Below are 20,782 nucleotides of genomic sequence, written 5' to 3'. Positions count from 1 at the left end.
TGCGGGCCATCTCCACTCTGTCACAATTGTTTGAGAAGAGTGGCAACTGTTGTGCTTGTCGCGGTCTTCCCGGCGCGATACGGAATTCTTCAGATTTTCGCGTTCCATTGAACAATAGGTGTCATTCATGCCGATCAGCTCCCTTTCTCTCACCCGGCGCCATCTGATGGGCGGCGTGGCCGTTACCGCCGCAAGCCTGCCGGTCATCGGCATGGCCTCTAAGGCCTTTGCGGTGGACCTGCCCGAATCGACCGGCACGGTGGATATGGCAGAGGTTCTGAAGCCCGGCCCGCTGCCGGAAATGGCGATGGGCGAAGCCAATGCACCGATAACGGTCGTCGAATACATGTCGATGACCTGCCCGCACTGCGCGCATTTCCACAACACCACGTTCGAACCGATCAAGCAGAAATATATCGATACCGGCAAGGTGCGCTTCATCGTGCGCGAATTCCCGTTCGATCCGGTTGCGACCGCTGCCTTCATGCTGGCGCGCTGCAACCCGCAGAAGCCGGCGGAGCTTTCCGAGCCGGCCGCCTATTTCGCCATGGTCTCCATGCTGTTCAAGCAGCAGCGCGCCTGGGCAGCCCCGGCGGACGGCAATGTGCGCGCCGCCCTGCTGCAGAACTCGAAACTTGCCGGTTTTACACAGGAGAGCTTCGAAGCCTGCTTGACGAACCAGAAGCTTCTCGATGATGTGAACGCCACGATGAAGCGCGGCGCGGACGAGTTCAAGGTGAACTCCACGCCCACCTTCCTGATCAATGGCAAACATTATTCTGGAGACATGTCGGTTGAAGCCATGTCTGCCCTTTTCGACAGCCTTCTCTGATCTGGCCGTTTTGATGGAAACGGGCGCCGGCGAAAGCTGTGCGCCCGTTTTTTATGGGTCGATCAAGTGGATGACGGCTCAGTGCGCAGGCGAGTTTGCGGGCGGGGCTGCCCCCCTCTGCCCCGGAACAATCGCATATGAGACAAGTCCCCTCCCAAACCCTCCCCACAAGGGGGAGGGCTTAACCCGGCCGCGCCGTCTGTTTCAGAAATGGGGCGCTTGCCGCGTCATATCTCCCCCCTTGTGGGGGAGATGCCCGGCAGGGCAGAGGGGGTTGAATCTTGCTCCGACGCGTCGCACCTCTTTCGTAGCCCTTCACATCCAGCCGCCCGCCATCGGGGTGGCCCGATGAAGTTCAACAAGCTGCGTGTCGTCGGCTTCAAATCCTTCGTGGAACCGACCGAGTTTGTCATCGAGCCGGGCCTGACCGGTGTTGTCGGGCCGAACGGTTGCGGCAAGTCGAACCTTGTCGAGGCGCTGCGCTGGGTGATGGGGGAAAATTCTTACAAGAACATGCGCGCATCCGGCATGGACGACGTGATTTTTTCCGGCTCCGGCCACCGCCCGGCGCGCAATTCGGCGGAAGTGGCGCTTTACCTCGACAATAGCGACCGCACGGCACCTTCCGGCTTCAACGATAGCGACGAGATCCAGGTGTCGCGCCGCATCGAGCGCGAGCAGGGCTCGCTCTACCGCATCAACGGCAAGGAAGCGCGCGCCAAGGATGTGCAGCTTCTGTTTGCCGATGCTTCCACCGGCGCCCGCTCGCCCTCCATGGTGGGGCAGGGGCGCATCGGCGAACTCATCCAGGCCAAACCGCAGGCACGCCGCCAGCTGCTGGAAGAGGCGGCCGGCATTTCCGGCCTGCATTCGCGCCGCCATGAGGCGGAACTGCGCCTGCGCGCGGCCGAAACCAATCTGGAGCGTCTGGAGGATGTCACCTCGCAGCTCGAAAGCCAGATCGAGAGCCTGAAGCGTCAGGCCCGTCAGGCGAACCGCTTCAAGATGCTGTCGGCCGATATCCGCGAGCGCGAAGCCATGCTCCTGCATATCCGCTGGGTTCTGGCGCGCGACGCCGAGAATGAGGCCAATACCGCGCTCAACCAGGCAACCTCGCTGGTGGCCGAAAAGGCGCAAAACCAGATGGAGGCGGCAAAGGCGCAAGCCATCGCCAGCCTGAAACTGCCGGAACTGCGTGAAGCCGAAGCCAGCGCCGGTGCAGCACTGCAGCGCCTGCAGATCGCCCGCGGCCAGCTGGAGGAAGAGGCCGGACGCCTCCTGCGCCGCCGCGACGATCTCGCCCGCCGTCTTGCCCAGCTTGCTGAAGATATCCGCCGCGAAGAGCAGCTGATGGCAGAGAATGCGCAGGTGATCGCCCGTCTGGATTCGGAAGAGGAAGAACTCGGCGAGCTTCTGGCGCAATCGGGCGAGGAGGCGGAAGAAACCCGCGAATTGTTTGCCGAGGCCGCCGCCCGGCTTGCCGACAGCGAACGGCTGTTTGCCGAGGTGACCGCCGAGCGCGCCGAGGCCTCTGCCCGCCGCACGCAGCTGGAGCGGACCATCCGCGATATCGCCGACCGTCGCCTGCGGCTCGACCGTCAGCTGTCCGACGCCAAGGGCGAGGCCGAGGCGCTGGCCGATCAGCTTGCCGGACTGGCCGACCCGCAGGAGCGTCGCGAGGCGGTGGAAGTGGCGGAAGGTGCTGTCGAGGATGCAGGTCTTGCCATCGAGGATGTGGAAGCAGCCCTTGCCCGCGCCCGCCAGAGCGAAATCGAGGCGCGCCGGCCGGTCGAGGCGGCGCGGGCGACGTTGAACGGTCTTGAAACCGAAGCCCGCACGATCAGGCGCATGCTGGCGGCCGGCATGGCGGCCGGGGCTTTCACGCCGGCCGCTGAACTCATTCGCGTTGACCGCGGGTTCGAGACGGCACTGGGTGCGGCGCTTGGCGATGATCTTGACAGCCCGCTTGATGCCGAAGCGCCCGCCCATTGGGCCGGCAATGGCGATGGCGCGGGCGATCCCGCCCTGCCGGCGGATGTGACGCCGCTTGCCCGCCATGTGACGGCACCTCAGCCATTGTCGCGCCGCCTCAACCAGATCGGCGTGGTCGCTGCTGAAGACGCACACACTCTTCTGCCGCAGCTGAAACCGGGCCAGCGGCTCGTCACCCGGGAAGGCGCTGTTTACCGCTGGGATGGCCATGTCACTGGTTCGGAAGCGCCGAGTGCTGCCGCCCTTCGCCTTGCCCAGAAGAACCGTCTGTCGGAACTGGAGGCGGAGGTGGACGAGGCGCAGATCCTTCTCTCCGAGGCCGAAAGCCTGCTGGCTGATGCCTCCGCCGCGATCGGCGTCGAGGAAGCCAATCTCACCGAGGCCCGCGAGCGCTCTCGCATTCTCCAGCGCAACCTGTCGGATGCGCGCGACCGGCTGGCTGAGGCCGAGCGCGCTGCCGGTGACCTGATGCGCCGCCGCGATGTGGTGGCAAGCGCCATCCAGCAGTTCCAAGACCAGATCGAGGAGTTGCAGGCGCAGGAAGAAGACGCGCGCAGCGAGCTTGAAGACGCCCCTGACCTGTCCGAAGTCGAACGCCGGCTTGCCGAGCAGCAACTGGCGGTTGCCACCGATCGCGCAAGCCTTGCCGAGGCGCGTGCCCGCCATGAAGGGTTTTCCCGCGAGATCGAGGCCCGCCGCCGCCGTCTCAATGCGATTGCGCAGGAGCGTCAGAGCTGGACGAGCCGGGCCGCGAGCGCCGACCACCATATCGCAACCCTTCGCGAGCGCGAGGAAGAAGCCCGCGAAGAGGTGGCCGATCTCGATCTTGCGCCGGAAGAGTTTGACGACAAGCGCCGCGCCCTGATGAACGAGCTGGACAAGGCGGACGCTGCAAAGCGGGCGGCCGGCGATGCGCTGGCGGAAGCCGAAACGCGTCAGCGCGAGGCCGACAAGCTGGCCGCAACCGCGCTTGCGGAACTTGCCGACGTGCGCGAAAAGCGCGGCCGCGCCGAAGAACGGCTGGTTTCCACCGCCGAGCGCCGCCACGACATGGAAAACGCCATTCGCCAGGCGCTGAATATCGAGCCGCATGAAGCCTTCCGGCTGGCAGGGCTTGCCCCCGGTGCGGCCCTTCCCGATACGGCCATCGTGGAACGCGATGTCGACCGGCTGAAGATCGAGCGCGAGCGGCTGGGCGCCGTCAACCTGCGCGCCGAAGAAGAGCAGAAGGAGCTTTCGGAAAAACTCGCTGCCCTCATCAAGGAGCGCGACGACATCATCGATGCCATCCGCAAGCTGCGCTCGGCGATCCAGAGCCTCAACCGCGAGGGGCGCGAGCGGCTTCTCGCCGCCTTCGATGTGGTCAATGCGCAGTTCCAGCGGCTGTTTACCCATCTCTTCAACGGCGGCACGGCCGAACTGCAACTCATTGAAAGCGACGATCCGCTGGAGGCCGGGCTCGAAATCCTCGCCCGTCCGCCGGGCAAGAAGCCGCAGACGATGACGCTGCTGTCGGGTGGTGAGCAGGCGCTGACGGCGATGGCGCTGATCTTTGCCGTCTTCCTCACCAATCCCGCCCCTATCTGCGTGCTGGACGAAGTGGATGCGCCGCTCGACGACCACAATGTCGAGCGTTACTGCAACCTGATGGACGAGATGGCGGCATCCACCGAAACCCGCTTTGTCATCATCACCCACAATCCCATCACCATGGCCCGCATGAACCGCCTGTTCGGCGTTACCATGGCAGAGCAGGGCGTGAGCCAGCTGGTGTCGGTCGATCTGCAGACGGCAGAGCTGTTGCGCGAGGCGGTGTGATGGCTGTGATGGCCGGTCTCCTGCGCACGCTTTTGATGCTGGTGCTGGTCTTATCCTGCGTCGGCGGCCCAGCCTTTGGTGCAGAAGCACAGTCGGGGCGGTTTCTGCAGCAGGTGGTCGGCAGCTCTGAAAAACATGAGAAGAACCTGCAGGCCCTGTTGCGGGGCGCACGCTCGCTGCCCTCCTGGGTGCGCAACATGATCTCCAATCCGCGTTATGTCTCCGGCGCTTCCCGTGCCGTTACTGTCGATGGCAAGCCGGCCGAACTGTTTGGCGCCTGCCTTGCCGGCAAATGCGGGCAAAGCCGGCTGCGGGTGCTGTTTTCGCCGGAGGGTGATGCGCTATCGCTGCGGGTGGAGGATGCGCAGCTTGGCGAAGTGCTGCTTGGTGCGCCCTCGCAAGCTGCCCTGTCGCAGCTGCGCCTGCCGGGGATCTGACCGACTGTCGCACACCTCGTCGTTTTGTCGTGGCGTATTTCGGCACGGATAGCGTCAGAAGCGTGCCCCTTTGATACGCGTTTGTCTGCCGCCGCGCGAAATTCAGGATATACGGGAAAATTTGAAAAACCCGGTTGATCGAGGCCCTGTCTACGCGGTAAAACGGCGCATCGACAGCGAAAACGGCATCGCGCCTGATTGTTGTTGATCGCATCTGCGCGAATGTTTTTGCTTTTGATCAAGTCTATCCAGTGTCTGCCTGAGAATTGGCCGGAAATACAGGACGTTATCGATGTAAAATGATTGATTTCTGATCATTTTAACTTATGATGACATTCAGTGATTTCAGTGTCCCGATACAGTTTCAAGCACCCCCCGGCGGGGTTCCTGTACCTGCCGGAAGACTTTGCGGGGCCGGAGCAGGCGGCCCCGCAAAGTCTGATTTTCGGATTTATTCAAATTATACTTGAGCGATTTGTAAGGTCGGCTGGGAAATTGCTTTAAGCAATTTTCCGGCCGTTTTCATTGTGGGCGCTCCGCCGTTGCTCATTTGTTGGCTCCGCGCAGTGATCTCGATCTGCCCACCAGGTCGTCCGAACCCGTCCCGTGCGGCTTCTGTTTGCCGCCCCGCGCCCCCACCGGAAGTGCCGCTTCAAGCGTCACCTGCTGTCGAAATTCTCATGTGTTTGCCGTGCGGGGCCGTATTTTTGTTGCAATGCAGCATCATGCTGGTCTCCAATGGTTTCCAAGCGGCGCGCTATCCTGTAAATGCTTGGTAAAACAAGAAGCAGTGCATGCTCGGGTGGAGGAGCGACATGAGCAAATGGGTCTACCGTTTTGGCGGTGGCAAGGCTGAAGGCCGTGCGAAGGACAGCACGCTTTTAGGCGGCAAGGGCGCGCATCTGGCCGAAATGGCCTCGCTTGGCCTGCCGGTGCCGCCGGGGCTGACGATTGTCACCGATGCCTGCCTGCATTATTTTTCCAGCGGCCGCACGCTGCCCGACACACTGAAAGATCAGGTGCTCGAGGGGCTTTCCGAGATGGAGACGCTGACCGGGCGCCGTTTTGGCGGGGCCAGTCATCCGCTGCTTCTCTCCGTCCGCTCCGGCGGGCGCGCCTCCATGCCTGGCATGATGGATACGGTGCTGAACCTTGGTCTCAACGACGAGACGGTGCAGGCGCTCGGCCACGATGCCGGCGATGCGCGTTTTGCCTGGGACAGTTATCGCCGTTTCATCCAGATGTATGGCGACGTGGTGATGGGGCTCGATCACGAGGTTTTCGAGGAAATTCTCGAAGACGAGAAGGCAAAGCTCGGCCATGATTACGATACCGAACTGTCGGCCGTCGAATGGCAGCATGTGGTCTCGCTCTACAAGCGGGTGATCGTCGAGGAACTCGGCGAAGACTTTCCGCAGGATCCGCATGTGCAGCTGTGGCGGGCGATTGCCGCGGTGTTTTCCAGCTGGAACAATGCCCGCGCCGTCACCTATCGCACGCTCCACAAGATCCCGCATGACTGGGGAACGGCGGTTACCGTGCAGGCCATGGTGTTCGGCAATCTCGGCTCAACATCTGCGACGGGCGTTGCCTTCACCCGCAATCCCTCGACGGGCGAAAAGAGCCTTTACGGCGAATTCCTCATCAACGCCCAGGGCGAGGATGTGGTAGCCGGCATCCGCACGCCGCAATCCTTGACAGAAGAGGGGCGCATCGCGTCGGGCTCTGAAAAGCCGTCGATGGAAAAGCTGATGCCAGACGTGTTTTCGCAGTTCAAGGCAATCTGCACCCGGCTCGAAACCCATTACGGCGACATGCAGGATGTGGAATTTACCGTCGAGCGCGGCACGCTTTGGATGCTGCAGACGCGTTCTGCCAAGCGCACCACAAAGGCTGCGATGAAAGTTGCCGTCGACATGGTGGACGAAGGGCTGATCTCGGAAGAAGACGCCATCTGCCGCATCGACCCGCCCTCGCTCGACCAGCTCTTGCACCCCACCATCGATCCGCGCGTCGAGCGCGTGGTGATCGGCTCCGGCCTGCCGGCCTCTCCGGGGGCCGCATCCGGCGAGATCGTCTTCACCTCGGAAGCTGCCGTTGAGGCGGAAGCCGAAGGCCGCAAGGTGATCCTGGTGCGCATCGAAACCAGCCCGGAAGACATTCACGGCATGCATGTGGCGGAAGCCATCCTGACCACACGCGGCGGCATGACCAGCCATGCGGCGGTGGTGGCGCGCGGCATGGGCATCCCTTGCGTCGTCGGCGCTGGCGGTCTTCGCGTCGATCTGCGCAACGAACTTCTGATTGGCCCCGGTTTTACGCTGAAGCGCGGCGATATCGTCACCGTCGATGGCTCTTCCGGCCATCTGATGAAGGGCGAGGTGCCGATGATTCAGCCGGCGCTGTCGGGCGATTTCGGCCGGCTGATGGCCTGGGCCGACAAGGCGCGCCGCATGACCGTGCGCACCAATGCCGATACGCCGGCGGATGCCCGCGCTGCCCGCTCCTTCGGCGCCGAAGGCATCGGCCTTTGCCGCACCGAACACATGTTCTTCGAGGGCGGCCGCATCCATGTGATGCGCGAAATGATCTTGGCCGAAGACGAGGCCGGCCGCCGCGCGGCCCTCGACAAACTCTTGCCCATGCAGCGTTCGGATTTCACCGAACTGTTCACCATCATGTCCGGCCTGCCGGTGACAATCCGCCTGCTCGATCCGCCCCTGCACGAGTTCTTGCCGAAAAGTCCCGAGGAGATCGAGGAAGTGGCGGCGGCCATGGATATGGAACCGGCGCTTCTCTCGCGCCGCGTCGATGCGCTGCACGAGTTCAACCCGATGCTCGGCCATCGCGGCTGCCGTCTGGCCATATCCTATCCGGAAATTGCCGAAATGCAGGCCCGCGCCATCTTCGAGGCGTCGGCTGCTGCGGCAAAGGCCACCGGCGCTGCCGTCGAGCTGGAAATCATGGTGCCGCTCGTCGGCCTTCGCACCGAGCTGGATTACGTAAAAGCCTGCATTGATGCGGTGGCCGCCGACGTCTCTCGCGAAACGGGCATGGCGATCGGTTATCTCGCCGGCACGATGATCGAGCTGCCGCGTGCCGCGATCCGCGCCCATGTGATTGCTGAAACCGCCGAATTTTTCTCCTTCGGCACCAACGACCTGACGCAGACGACGTTCGGCATCTCGCGCGACGATGCGGCAAGCTTTATCCCCACCTACCAGCGCAAGGGCATCATCGTGCAGGACCCGTTCATCTCGCTGGATTTCGACGGCGTCGGCGAACTCATCCGCATTGCCGCCGAACGCGGGCGCAAGACGCGTCCGGACCTGAAGCTCGGCATCTGCGGCGAACACGGCGGCGATCCCGCCTCCATCCGCTTCTGCGAGGATGTCGGTCTCGATTACGTCTCCTGCTCCCCGTTCCGCGTGCCCATCGCACGGCTTGCAGCGGCCCAGGCGGCCATCGAGGAGCGGGGGAAGGCGGGGTAGAGGGTGTATGTACAAAAATGTCATTACAGGCTAGACTTGCCTTTGAATGGGACCCGGAAAAGGCCGACAGCAATCGCCTGAAGCACCGGATCTCCTTCGAGCTTGCGCAGCAGGTCTGGCATGACCCGTTGCACGTGATCCTTCCCGACCGCATCGAGGCGGGGGGGGAGCGATGGCATGCCATAGGCCTTGTGGGTGGTGTCGCGGTCCTTGTTGTCGTCCATGTCTACCCACAGGCCGGCAACGATCTCAGGATCCGGATCATCGGAGCCCGCAAGGCGACCTCGCACGAACGGAGGCGTTATGAAGAACAAGAGTTTTAGTGCGGAAGAACAGGCCGAACTGGAGGCGCTGGCAGCCCTTGCGGATGGCGATATCGGTACGGCCGACATTCCCGAGGCACTGGCGGAAAACTGGTTGCATGCCCGGCGTGGCGAATTTTACCGTCCGCTGAAGCAGCCCGTCACCATCCGGCTCGATGCCGATGTGCTGGCCTGGTTCAAGGAAAACGTCACCAGCGGCGGCTACCAGACGGAAATCAACCGCGTGCTGCGCCAACATGTTCTGGAGATTGAAAAGAAGCGGGCATGATGTTTTCGCAGACGCGTTCTCTCCATGAGGATTGCCACTGCGATTCGGGCAAGTGACGTGCGAACCCCAATGGCAGAGCCCCCTCAGCCGTCCCCCGCCACCCAGTCCGCAACGCCGTCGAACGTCTCCTCCCATGTCGGCAATGTCCCGCCAAAAGCCCAGGCGCGCTCGGCCTGATCCTGCAGTCGTGCGGGATTTTTAAGGAGGGTGGTGATGTCGAGGGCCATGGCGGCGGCATCGTCTGCCGGGGCCTCGGTGATGCCGCCGGAGGCCCAGGTGGAGACGGCGCCGGATGCGGTGGTGACGACGGGAACGCCGTGGCGAAACGCTTCGGCAATCGCCATGCCATACCCTTCGTACCGGGAAGCGGCGATATAAAGATCGGTCTCCTGCCACAGGATTTCGAGTGCCTCGTCGCTCAGATCGCCGCAAAATGTCACGCGGTCGGTTAGGCCGAGCGCTTCGGCCTTCTCCTGCAGCGCGCGCAGAAGGGCGGGGTCGCGGGCGGGATCTCCGACGATCTTCCAGTGCCAGCCTTCCTTCGGCAGATGGGCTGCCACATCAAGGCAATAGTCATAACGCTTGCGGGAAATCACCGCCCCGACCGATAGGAAATTGCGCTGGCCGGCCACGCCATTCTGCCGGTCTTGGCCCGCGGTGCCCCTGATCGCCGGAAAATTTCCGGGAACGGCAATGCGGATGCTGTGTTCCGCCACGCCGTAATGCTGGTGGAGATAACGCGCCGTCTCCGTCGATGTCACAAGAATTCGGCTGGCGCGCAAAACAGCCTGTTTTTCGCGCTGGCGCAGGGTTGGATCGGCATTTCCTTGCCCGCCCTGTTCCTCCACCAGCGAATGGTGAAAGATTGCCACCACGGAAATCTCCGTCGTTGCAAATACATCCGGGAGATCGGCGAGGAAAATATGATCGGTGAGGATCACGGTGTTTGATGGCAGCATCTTTAGCCGCTCGGCAAGGCTTGCGCGCTCAACCGGTGGCACCGTTGGAAAACCGGTCGCAAGCGTGATCTCGCCAAAGGCGCCACGCTGGCGTTCCAGCGCTGTGAGCAGCTGCGCGTTATAGACATAACCGCCGGTCAATCTGGCATAATCGGCGCTGGTGAGAAAAACGATCGGCACGGCTGAGGGAAAAGACAAGCGAAGGCTCCGTCTCTGGCAGGGGTTACCGCCGTTCTACGATCACCCGCCGCTCGAGGATCACCGGGCGGTCGAACATCATGCTGCGAGCCTGAAAGGCGCGCATGTCGGCGCGGCGGTCGAGATCGATGTCGAGCAGGCAGCGCGCCATGGCATCCGTTCCCGGCCGAAAACCATAACCGGCGCAGGTGCGCTCATCGACTGCGCGCCGTTCTTCCGGCGTCATCGTCTGGCAGCCGGAGAGTGCGGCGGTCGCAACGAGCATCAGGGGCAGGAGGGCGCGGGGCATGGTCATGGCAAACTCCTTGGAAAGGCGGCACGCAGTGAACGGCAGGTGACGCAAACGAGCGCATGTCATAGAAGATAGGACGAATGGCAAGGCGGAAAAAGGTCGAGACAGATTTCCGCGCCGCCGCGACACGCTGAGACCGATGTAATGACTGTTCGTTTCGTCAGACCCGTATCGACCGCAGCCTATGCCGGCAAATGGCTTGGAGAGGCATCGCTGCTGCTTCTGCTGCTGGCAGCACTTGCCCACCGGTTCGGGCCGCTCGCCACGCCGCATTTTCTGGCGCTGGTGTTTCTTTCAGGCGCCATGGCAGCACTCAGCCTGCCGCTTGCCATCATAGGCCTCGCACGCCTCTGGCAGGTGGGGGCACGGGGCGGCACGGCAGCGACAAAGGCCATTCTGCTGGCCGCACTGCCGCTGGGGCTTTTAGGCTACGGCGCGTTTTTCTACGAGACCCGCCCACGCCTCTTCGATGTGACGACAGATATCGTCGATCCCCCCGCCTGGAAAAGTCAGCCCAAGACTGACCAGATCTGGCTGCCGCGCCCGGCGCTTGTGACCCAAAGCGATCGGGAGGCGCAGGAGACGGCCTATCCGGGCCTCACCGGCCGGCGTTACGAAGGCGCGCTCGACCGCGTTTATCAGGCGGTGGTCACCGTGGCCCGTGCCAACCGCATTACACTGAAGACGCCAAAACCGACCGCACGGGAAAAGCTGCCAACGCCGGAAACCCCTGTGGTGGAAGCGTTGCCGGCCGGCCGCGGCAGCCCGTCTGCACGGGGCAATGCTGCGTCTGGCCTGCCCGATGTCGTTCCCATTCCCCTGCCACGGCCGCTCGCGGGTGCATCCTCGCCGCTTGCAGCGTCCGGCCTCGACACAACGGAAAACGGCGACATGCTGCTGCAAGGGGAAACCCGGACGCTGATTTTTGGCCTGCCTTTCGATGTGGTGATCCGCTTGAGCGAAGAGGCCGAAACCACCTTCGTCGATATGCGGGTTGCCATCCGTTATGGCCCGCATGACCTCGGCGAAGGCGCCGAAATCGCGCAATCGTTTTTGCGCGCGCTTGATGCGGAGCTTTTAGGGATTGCGCCGGAGTGAAGCGTGAGGGGATTGCCGGCCCGGCACGCCCTCTCGCCCAAACATGTCAGTCCGCATAAAAATAGCGGCTCAAAAGGCCAGGCGGCCCATCGCAAGACACCTGTCCACGCGCCACCAGATCTTCCAGATGGGCGAGAACCGAAAGGCCCGCGGCGCCATGCAGGCGCGGATCGGTGGAGGCATAGATTGCCTTCACCATCGTGGCAATCTCGCGGTCGCCGGATTTGACCCGTTCCAGCACGGCGCGTTCGCGCATGCGCCGGTGGGTGCGAAGGCCGCGCAGGAAGGCGGGCGGATCGACAACCGGTCCCCCGTGGCCGGGAAAGAAAATTCGGTCGCTGCGGGAAAGCAGTTTGTCCAGCGAGGCCATGAAATCGGCCATCGAACCATCCGGTGGCGCCACCACCGTGGTCGCAAAGGCCATCACATGATCGGCGGAAAACAGAATATCGGTGCCCTCCAGCGCAAAGGCCATGTGGTTTGCCGTATGGCCGGGGGTGTGGATGCCGGACAGCGACCAGCCATCGCCTGCTACTCCGGCGCCATCTGCCAGCACGAGATCGGGCACAAAACCCGAATCGCTGCTTTCGGCAAACGGGTTTATCTCGCCCTGATGCAGCGGGCGGGCGGCGCGGTGCGGCCCTTCGGCAACCGTGATCGCGCCCGTTTCCGCCTTCAGCCGGGCAGCGAGCGGCGAGTGGTCGCGGTGCGTGTGGCTGACAAAAATGTGGCTGAGGCGACGGCCCTCCAGCGCGCGCATCAGCGCCTCGAAATGCGCCTCGTTTTCCGGCCCCGGATCGATCAGCGCCACATCCTGCCCGCGCCCGACGAGATAGGAATTGGTGCCGGCAAAGGTGAAGGGGGAGGGGTTGTTGCAGGTGATGCGCCTGACGCCCTCGGCCACCGGCACCGCCTCGCCATACGCTGCCTCGAAAGTGCGGTCGAATTCAGGTGTTTCCATGCGTGTGCAGGCCTGTCGATGAGAAAATCGGGCGGTGAAAGACGGGATGCGTCCGGCACGTGGCGGGAAGCCCTTGGCGTTACTTGTATTCGATCTCGATGAACGACATCGGCTTTTTCCCGGCATTGACGACATTATGCTCGGCACCGGCATCGCGCCGATAAGCGGCGCCTTTGGCAATCTCCACCCGCCGTTCGCTGCCGCCTTCTTCGATGAGGAAGGAACAATCGGTCATCGGCACCACCACATAACCCAGCCCATGGGTGTGAACGCCTGTATCGGCGCCGGGCTCAAAGTCCCAGCGGATGATGCGCACCACGGCATCATCGACCAGCGTGGTGGCAATGGCAGGCGGGCGGGCGCGGTACTGGCTCATGGTGTCTCCGAAGATGGACGCTTTTTCAAAAGACCTAGCACGCAGACGGTTTTCGCGCACAGAAAACTGTGACGGCGATAAACTTAAGGATTGTGGGGCGAAGGGAGCTTTGCTAATGCAGGCGCACCCGGATGGCCAAGGCGGCACCTTAGCCTTTAACGCCATCCCACGGTGGGGCGTCGCCAAGCGGTAAGGCACCGGTTTTTGGTACCGGCATTCCCAGGTTCGAATCCTGGCGCCCCAGCCATGTTCCCGTAAGCCCGATAATCAAAAGCTTATGCGGTGGAAATTTCGTCAGCGGAGCACATATTACCGGTCCACGGGCCAACCGCGCTTTCTCGGGGCGATAGCCTGCGTCGCGCGCAGCTGGGATAATTCATTGTCATGTCGTGATTGATCGTATTTATGCCTCGAAACTTGTAAATTTGTTGCTGATGCAAGGGATGGCTGCTGAACGATGGGTGGGTCATGTGGCGTCTGTGGTGGAGCAAAGAGGGTGTGACCGCGATCTTCACCTGCCCCGGTATTTACCGGATACGGAGCCGTTGGTAGCCTCGCGTCCCCGACAACGCATGACAGTCGGCAACTCGGGCCTATTCGTCTGGAAGAACGCGAAAGTTTGATGTGAAATGCAAGACGACCACATTGCGATATTGATGGGAACCTATCAGGGGGAAAGGTTTCTGCCGGAACAACTCGAGTCCATTCAAACTCAAACGCACTCGAACTGGAGCCTCTGGGTTTCCGACGACGGTTCAACAGACCAGACGCAGGAGATCGTTGAGGCGTTTGGCCTGAAGGCGGGTGCGCCTGTGCATTTCTTGGCCGGCCCACGTCAGGGTTTTTTGCGCAATTTCATGACGCTGTTGGCCAGGCCGGAGATTGATGCTGACTATTATGGCTTTTCCGACCAGGATGACAAATGGCATCCGGACAAAGTCGAGGCTGCGCTTGAGTGGTTGGGCAGGCAGCCTGCGGATCGCCCGGCACTCTTCTGTTCAAGGACGAAAATCGTTGGTCCAGACGGGAATGCCATCGGATTTTCGCCGCTGTTCCAGCGTTTGCCAAGCTTTGCCAACGCCCTTGTTCAAAGTATTGCCGGTGGCAACACGATGATCATGAACCGGGCGGCTCGCGAATTGATTGTGAGCGCTGGCGCTGATTTGGAGATCCCGAGCCACGACTGGTGGTGTTATATCATGGTCTGTGGGGCAGGCGGTGCTGTCCATTATGATCCCATAGCCAGGATTGACTATCGCCAGCACGATTTTAATCTGGTCGGTTCGAACTCCGGTATACGAGCGCGTTTGCGACGAATGAAGATGTTGAAAGAGGGGCGGTTCAAACGATGGAGCGAGCAGCACATGGCGGCTCTCCAGCCCGTTGAAGCACGCCTTACCCCTGAAAACCGCGAGATCCTCCGCCGTTTTCAGGAGGCGCGCACCGCAGCCTTTCCGAAGAACCTGCGCGCGTTCATGAACTCCGGATTATATCGGCAGACATTGCCCGGGAATATCGGCCTCGCGAGTGCTGTGTTGCTGAGGCAAATCTAGAAATTAATCCCCATCCGCATGGAAAACCTGTCTTGACCCTGACCCACCTTGATCGCCTTGAAGCTGAGTCCATCCACATTTTCCGTGAAGTCGCAGCCAGCTTTTCAAAGCCTGTGATGCTTTATTCGATCGGAAAAGACTCTTCCGTCATGCTTCATCTGGCGATGAAGGCCTTTTATCCGGCAAAGCCGCCTTTTCCTCTCATGCATATCGATACGACCTGGAAATTTCGCGAAATGATTGAGTTTCGCGACCGCACGGTTGCGCGGCTGGGACTGGAGTTGCTGGTTCATACCAATGCCGATGGGGTGGCGGAGGGCATTAATCCATTCAGCCATGGCTCAAACCTCTACACTCACGTCATGAAGACGGTGGCGCTCAGACAGGCGCTCGATCAATATGGCTTCGAGGCCGCCTTTGGCGGGGCACGCCGCGATGAGGAAAAGTCGCGGGCGAAGGAAAGGATTTTCTCCTTTCGCAACCAGCAGCACGCCTGGGATCCCAAGACCCAACGTCCGGAGATGTGGAAGACCTTCAACACGCGGATAAACCCAGGGGAATCCATCCGCGTCTTTCCGCTTTCGAATTGGACCGAACTCGACATCTGGCAATATATCCTGAAAGAGAATATCCCCATCGTGCCCCTCTATTTTGCCCGCAAGCGCCCTGTCGTGGAGCGAAACGGCATGCTGATCATGGTCGATGACAACAGGCTGAAGCCTGAACCCGGCGAAGTCATCGAAGAAAAGCTCATCAGGTTCCGCACATTGGGATGTTATCCGCTGACCGGCGCAATCGAGTCCGAAGCCGCAACGCTGGAGGATATCGTTGCAGAGACTTTGGCCGTTCGCACGTCAGAACGCCAGGGACGGTTGATCGACCGGGATGAAGCAGCCTCCATGGAAAAGAAAAAGAAGGAGGGCTATTTCTGATGGAGCCGTCAAACACGCCAAGCGCTGCCACCCGGGTGGCAGATTACCTGCGCCAGCAGGAGAGCAAGTCGCTTCTTCGTTTTCTGACCTGTGGTTCTGTCGATGACGGCAAGTCCACGCTGATCGGCCGGCTGCTTTACGATACGAAACTGATCTTCGAAGACCAGTTGGCGACCCTTGAGCGCGATAGCGTAAAGCATGGCACGAACGGCACCGAGATTGATTTTGCATTGCTGGTCGACGGTCTGGAGGCGGAGCGGGAACAGGGCATCACGATCGACGTCGCCTATCGCTTTTTTGCCACGGAAAAACGAAAGTTCATCGTGGCCGATGCTCCCGGCCATGAGGAATATACGCGCAACATGGCGACCGGCGCATCGACCGCAGATCTGGCCGTCGTGCTGCTTGATGCCAAGCAGGGTATTCTCCCCCAGACCAGACGGCACTCCTTCATTGCATCCCTGCTTGGGATCCGTCACATCGTGCTTGCCGTCAACAAGATGGATCTGGTCAATTTCGATCAGGATGTTTTTTGCCAGATAGCCGACGCGTACAAAGCGTTTGCGGACGGTCTGGGCTTTGCAACCATCCAGCCCATTCCCCTGTCGGCACGCCATGGTGACAATGTCACGACGCAATCGAGCAGGATGCCCTGGTATCAGGGGCCCACGCTTCTGGACGAACTGGAAACGGTTGCCATTGACCAGGTCAATCTGGAAAAGCCGTTTCGTTTTCCCGTTCAGTATATATCGCGGCCCAATGCGGAATTTCGCGGTTTCGCAGGGCAGATCGCCTCCGGGACAGTTGCTCCAGGCGATCGTGTGCGGGTGGCCAAGTCAGGGCAAACGACGCGCATCAAGGATATTGTCACGCAGGACGCTTCGTTGGAGCGCGCCCGCGAGGGGCAGGCGGTGACCATCGTTCTGGAAGACGCGGTGGACGTTTCGCGCGGCAATATGCTGGTGTCGGCAGACCACCCCGCCCACGTTGCCGATCAGTTCCAGGCGCATCTGATCTGGTTCGACAAAAAAGCTCTGATGCCGGGGCGCAACTACATTTTAAGGACCGAATGCGACAGCGTCACAGCAACCGTGACCGCCCTCAAGCACAGCATCGATATCACCAATTTTGCCCATAAGGCTGCAAGGTCTCTTGAGCGAAACGAATTTGGCGTCTGCAACTTTTCGGTCCAGGCACCACTCGTTTTCGATGCTTACAAGGACAACCGAAACACCGGCAACTTCATTCTCATCGACCGCTTTTCCAATGCGACCGTCGGCGCCGGAATGATCGACTTTCCGCTGCACCGCTCGGAGAATATTCAGTGGCAAGCGCTGGATGTATCCAAACAGTCCCGCTCGGCCCTGATGAACCAGCGGCCCGCGGTTTTATGGTTCACCGGTTTTTCCGGATCGGGCAAGTCCACCATTGCAAACAATGTCGAAAAGCGTCTTCACGCCAGCGGTCGCTACACCATTCTGCTGGATGGTGACAATGTCCGTCACGGCCTCAACCGCGACCTCGGCTTTACGGATGCCGATCGCGTCGAGAACATTCGCCGCATAGCAGAAGTTGCCAAGCTGATGACCGAGGCCGGGCTCATCGTCATCGTTTCCTTTATCTCGCCATTCCGCTCGGAGCGCCAGTTCGCGCGCGAACTGTTGGGCAAGGACGAGTTCATCGAAGTCTTTGTGGACACGCCGCTTGAGGTATGTATCCGACGTGATCCAAAGGGGCTTTACAAGCGCGCCATCGCGGGCGGCATTCGCAACTTCACCGGCATTGAATCGCCCTATGAGCCGCCGGAAAATCCGGAGCTGCATCTAAGAACCATCGGAACAGATCCGGCAGACCTCGCGGCTCTCGTTCAGGACTACCTCGAGCACAAGTTTTAGGGGAGTTCCCGCAAGGGGCGGGGGACATCGGTCGCCATTCTCAAAGCGGCGACGAAATCGTCTCTTACGGCCCGCCGTCGTTTCCCGTTGTCCGCAACCAGTCGGAAAAGCGGCGCAGCCCATCTTCGAAACTCACCTTCGGCGACCAGTTTAATGCCTGCTTTGCCCGCTCGATGCTGAGAACGCTGGTCGGCACATCGAATGGCCGACCCGGCAGGTAGCGACGGTCGGTCTTTTGGCCTGTGACATTCTCGATTGCATCCAGCACTTCGTTAAGACTATGCCCTCGACCTGAGCCGATATTGAAGACGCGTTCACTGGGATTGCGCTCTGCCGCCGCCATAAGGGCTTCGATGACATCGGCAATATGGATGTAATCCCGGACAACCGAACCATCGCCCCATATCTCAACTGTCTCACCGCGCAGGACCTTGCCGAGAAATACGGCAACCGCGCCCTGGCTTGCATGCACACGCTGGCGCTCGCCAAACGGGTTGGCCAGCCGCAAAACGGTATAGTCCAGTCCGTGCAGGACATTATACAGGTGCAGGTATTTCTCTATGGAAAGCTTGGTAATGCCATACGAGGACAATGGATCCGTTGGATGGGTTTCCTCGATCGGCACCCGGGCCGGTATGCCATAAACCGTGCCGCCGGACGAGGCGAATACGACCTTTTTTACGCCGAGCCTGACGGCCTGATCCAACAGGCGAACAGTGCCGATGACGTTGCTGTCAACATCAAAGACGGGGTCGGCATTCGACGATTTCGGCAAGGTTGTCGATACGAGATGGAAGCAGATATCGCAGCCGTCGAGCGCGCCGGCAACATCCGCTTCGCTGACAAAGTCTCCTTCGTAAAGCTCAAAATTGGGATCGCTCAGATGCGATGAACTGATGGGCTGCACATGCGGGCGATCAAAGCACCTCACCTGAAAGCCACGTGCCAGCAGGGCATCGACAAGATGTGAGCCGATGAAGCCGCGTCCGCCGAGGATCAAACACCGCTTCACGGATCTTGAGGAGAGATCGTTCAAGTTGTTCAATTTACCAATCTCCGATGTGGTTGCGCAGCATCATATCGGGGACCGGTCGGCGTGATCACACTGCGATAGACGTCTTCGTATTTCTCAACCATTGCGGCCATTTCGAATTTCGCTGCTGCCGCGGAGACCTGCGAGGACATCCGGGTATAACTCTCGGGATCGTTTGCGACCTTGACGATCATCTCTGCTAAGGTTTCCGTGTCGATGGACCAATCTTGCAATGCGAAAAGCGATCCCGCCGGTCCCGAATCCGTTTCCAGCATATACCGTATTTCGCCGATGTCGCTTGCCAGTACCGGTTTTCCAGAGAGCAGGCAGTCAATCAACACAAGCGGGGCGCTCTCACCCTTAAAGCGGGAGGGCAGGAATCCCATGTCGGACGCGGCGAAATAATCCCTGATGTTCGCCTTAAAGCCGATAAAGTGGATATGTTTGTCAACCGGCATTTGACGAAGGCGTTGGAACTCCGGGCCCTCTCCGATAAGCAGCAATTGGATAGGGCGAGACGATCGATCGTTCGCCAGTTGGACCGCCTTGATTGCCTCCTCCCAACCCTTGTCGGGAATGGCCCTTGCAACCAGACACAGCACGAAATCGCCCTGCCCAAGGCCAAGCGTCTCGCGGGGAATCGGCTGAACAGGTTTGAACGGCAATGCATTATCGATGCGCCGAAAGGTCTTTTCGCGAATAAGGTCCGGCGGGAATCCGCCGAGGTTCTTTTCGGCCGTATACACGAAAGCGTCAACGCGCTTGCGCAGCAGAGGCATGAACCCGGCGACCTGCTCCGGCGTCATCATTTCGTACATGCCATGCGTGCTGATGACGTGCGAAATGTCGGACTTGCCGATCAACAGCATGGCGAGCGACATATCGACCCATGCGTGATGCGAGTGAACCAGGCTGATGCCCATGTCCGAACACGCGATTGCAACGCGATCCATCTGTTCCAGTTCCAGAAGCGCTACGCGTGGCGATAACATCGCGCGAACGCCTGATTCCGTAGCCTGCTGGTGGCAGTTCAGAACGGTCACAGCATAACCCTTCTCAGCCAGTTCGTTTGCCAGCATGATTGGAAAGGTTTCACCACCGCCTGCTGCAAGCGCGTAGACCGCCATCAGCACATTCGGCAATCGCCCGGCTGCGCAAGGCAGAATCCGCTCAAGATCGTAGAGTTCTTGAAACTCGCTCAATCGTCCTTCGCCGCGCTGCGAGCACCAGTGGGTGTAGAGGACCTGCTCTTGTCGCTTGAAGCCCTCGGTCTCGACCGCATACATTGCCGCGACACGCTTTGCCACGATCTCGTGCTCACGGTAGTAAATGTCCTCCTTTTGGGCATTTACCGAGGTGTTGGCAGCATGTTGACGGTAGTAGTTGATGGCCTTGGGATTATACGCGACCAGCCCGCCGCGCACCAAGGTCAGGTAGAATACCCAGTCCCCGCAAAGCCTCAGTCGCAGCCACTCGGCGTCGTCGAAAAGATCGATCTTTCCCGGATGCCGGAAGACGGCACTGCTGACATTGGGCACAAGATTCTTCGCAACCCAGCCTGCTTTCACCATGGCATGCGCCGAGCGTATGAAAGATCTGTCCCAGACCTGAAGTCCAAGATCATGAAGATAGTGTTGGAGGCGCCAGATCGATTCCGGCGGCGTGCCCCGGACGAATTCCGTATCGCTGAAGGCCAGTTTCACGCCCTCGGTCTGGAAGCAACGCACCATCTCTTCCAGGAAGCTGTCCGAACAATAGTCGTCGCTTTCGGCAATCCAGATCAAATCGCCCTTTGCAAGCTCCAGGCCCTTTTTCCATTGATTGAAGACACCGCCGGAGTTTACCGCGTTGAAATGACAGATCGTCCTTTCCGGGTAACGTGCCGCATAGTCGCCAAGCACCTGCAGGCTGTCGTCGCTCGAACAATCGTCCAGCAGGATCACTTCCAGATTTGAGTAGGTCTGCCGATAAATTGAATCCAGCCGCTGCGCCAGATAAGGCGCGTGGTTATAGTTTGGAACGATGACTGAAACCAACGGGCGGAAATCCGCCGCCAGCGGGCGCACTTCACCATAGAGATCGGTCGAGGAAAATTCGTCTCCCGCCAAGGGGCGGCCCGTCAACATGTGCGCACGCCGAACGATGCCGCCAATGCCCTCACGCCTGAAGACACCGGCAACCCTGCGGATCGCAAGCAGCGGCGATCCCTGGTAGAAGGAAAGAGCGGGGCGAAGTGCGGCAGTCAGAGCTTTTACATGCTGAAACTTGCGGCGTAAAAAATTCATCGACTCACAATTCTGTCGCATGCATTCGACCAACTGATT

At 60.5% G+C, this 20,782-nt stretch carries 16 protein-coding genes and 1 tRNA gene; 11 read left to right on the top strand and 6 right to left on the bottom strand.

Annotated features, from left to right (window positions below):
- The first annotated feature begins 127 nt into the window (after nt 1-127).
- From AC4CWF_RS13890 to AC4CWF_RS13865, 6 genes are all read left to right on the top strand, one after another.
- Entirely contained in the window at nt 128-832 is a 705-nt protein-coding gene (locus AC4CWF_RS13890; protein WP_491282237.1) for a DsbA family protein, read from the top strand.
- Nucleotides 833-1,180: 348 nt separating this feature from the next.
- Nucleotides 1,181-4,642: a chromosome segregation SMC family protein gene (locus tag AC4CWF_RS13885; protein ID WP_491282236.1), complete on the top strand. Its 3,462-nt coding sequence runs from the start codon at nt 1,181-1,183 to the stop codon at nt 4,640-4,642.
- A complete protein-coding gene (locus AC4CWF_RS13880) occupies nt 4,642-5,079 on the top strand; it encodes an Ivy family c-type lysozyme inhibitor (RefSeq protein WP_491282235.1) in 438 nt (145 codons plus the stop codon). Before AC4CWF_RS13885 ends, AC4CWF_RS13880 begins: the two co-directional genes overlap by 1 nt.
- A gap of 815 nt (nt 5,080-5,894) precedes the next feature.
- Nucleotides 5,895-8,570: a pyruvate, phosphate dikinase gene (gene ppdK / locus AC4CWF_RS13875; protein ID WP_491282234.1), complete on the top strand. Its 2,676-nt coding sequence runs from the start codon at nt 5,895-5,897 to the stop codon at nt 8,568-8,570.
- 17 nt (nt 8,571-8,587) lie between these two features.
- Nucleotides 8,588-8,893 (top strand): BrnT family toxin, encoded by a 306-nt coding sequence (locus AC4CWF_RS13870; protein WP_491282233.1) that lies wholly within the window; start codon nt 8,588-8,590, stop codon nt 8,891-8,893.
- Nucleotides 8,874-9,161 (top strand): BrnA antitoxin family protein, encoded by a 288-nt coding sequence (locus AC4CWF_RS13865; protein ID WP_491282232.1) that lies wholly within the window; start codon nt 8,874-8,876, stop codon nt 9,159-9,161. The genes AC4CWF_RS13870 and AC4CWF_RS13865 overlap by 20 nt, the downstream gene beginning before the upstream one ends.
- A gap of 83 nt (nt 9,162-9,244) precedes the next feature.
- Here AC4CWF_RS13865 and AC4CWF_RS13860 read toward each other — a convergent pair whose 3' ends face one another.
- Both AC4CWF_RS13860 and AC4CWF_RS13855 read right to left on the bottom strand, forming a co-directional pair.
- A complete protein-coding gene (locus tag AC4CWF_RS13860) occupies nt 9,245-10,318 on the bottom strand; it encodes a glycosyltransferase family 4 protein (protein WP_491282231.1) in 1,074 nt (357 codons plus the stop codon).
- A 25-nt stretch (nt 10,319-10,343) separates the two neighbouring features.
- Nucleotides 10,344-10,607 (bottom strand): hypothetical protein, encoded by a 264-nt coding sequence (locus tag AC4CWF_RS13855; protein ID WP_491285401.1) that lies wholly within the window; start codon nt 10,605-10,607, stop codon nt 10,344-10,346.
- Between the two features lie 147 nt (nt 10,608-10,754).
- On the opposite strand from AC4CWF_RS13855, the gene AC4CWF_RS13850 reads away from it, so the two are divergent.
- Nucleotides 10,755-11,708, top strand: a complete 954-nt coding sequence (locus tag AC4CWF_RS13850; protein ID WP_491282230.1) for a DUF1499 domain-containing protein — start codon at nt 10,755-10,757, stop codon at nt 11,706-11,708.
- Between the two features lie 46 nt (nt 11,709-11,754).
- Here the strand turns inward: AC4CWF_RS13850 and AC4CWF_RS13845 are convergent, their stop codons facing one another.
- A complete protein-coding gene (locus AC4CWF_RS13845) occupies nt 11,755-12,669 on the bottom strand; it encodes an MBL fold metallo-hydrolase (RefSeq protein WP_491282228.1) in 915 nt (304 codons plus the stop codon).
- Nucleotides 12,670-12,748: 79 nt separating this feature from the next.
- Nucleotides 12,749-13,045 carry a cupin domain-containing protein gene (locus AC4CWF_RS13840; protein WP_491282227.1) on the bottom strand — a complete coding sequence of 99 codons (297 nt, stop codon included), beginning with the start codon at nt 13,043-13,045 and terminating at the stop codon, nt 12,749-12,751.
- Between the two features lie 172 nt (nt 13,046-13,217).
- On the opposite strand from AC4CWF_RS13840, the gene AC4CWF_RS13835 reads away from it, so the two are divergent.
- The 4 genes from AC4CWF_RS13835 to cysN all read left to right on the top strand — a co-directional run bounded on the left by AC4CWF_RS13835 (nt 13,218) and on the right by cysN (nt 17,425).
- A tRNA-Gln gene (locus tag AC4CWF_RS13835) sits at nt 13,218-13,292 on the top strand.
- A 382-nt stretch (nt 13,293-13,674) separates the two neighbouring features.
- Nucleotides 13,675-14,598, top strand: coding sequence for a glycosyltransferase family 2 protein (locus AC4CWF_RS13830; protein ID WP_491282226.1), 924 nt, complete (start codon nt 13,675-13,677; stop codon nt 14,596-14,598).
- A 32-nt stretch (nt 14,599-14,630) separates the two neighbouring features.
- A complete protein-coding gene (cysD, locus tag AC4CWF_RS13825; protein ID WP_491282225.1) occupies nt 14,631-15,530 on the top strand; it encodes a sulfate adenylyltransferase subunit CysD in 900 nt (299 codons plus the stop codon).
- Nucleotides 15,530-17,425, top strand: a complete 1,896-nt coding sequence (gene cysN / locus AC4CWF_RS13820) for a sulfate adenylyltransferase subunit CysN (protein WP_491282224.1) — start codon at nt 15,530-15,532, stop codon at nt 17,423-17,425. Before cysD ends, cysN begins: the two co-directional genes overlap by 1 nt.
- A gap of 64 nt (nt 17,426-17,489) precedes the next feature.
- Here the strand turns inward: cysN and AC4CWF_RS13815 are convergent, their stop codons facing one another.
- Together AC4CWF_RS13815 and AC4CWF_RS13810 are read right to left on the bottom strand one after the other, a co-directional pair.
- The gene (locus AC4CWF_RS13815; RefSeq protein ID WP_491282223.1) at nt 17,490-18,470 is read right to left on the bottom strand and encodes an NAD-dependent epimerase/dehydratase family protein; all 981 of its coding nucleotides are present in this window, start codon (nt 18,468-18,470) and stop codon (nt 17,490-17,492) included.
- Entirely contained in the window at nt 18,467-20,743 is a 2,277-nt protein-coding gene (locus AC4CWF_RS13810) for a glycosyltransferase (protein WP_491282222.1), read from the bottom strand. The genes AC4CWF_RS13815 and AC4CWF_RS13810 overlap by 4 nt, the downstream gene beginning before the upstream one ends.
- Between the last annotated feature and the right edge of the window lie 39 nt (nt 20,744-20,782).

This window comes from Neorhizobium sp. PAMB6630 (assembly GCF_058242775.1).
Note: the sequence above shows the minus strand (reverse complement) of the source record. Positions and strands in the feature narration are given on the sequence as shown.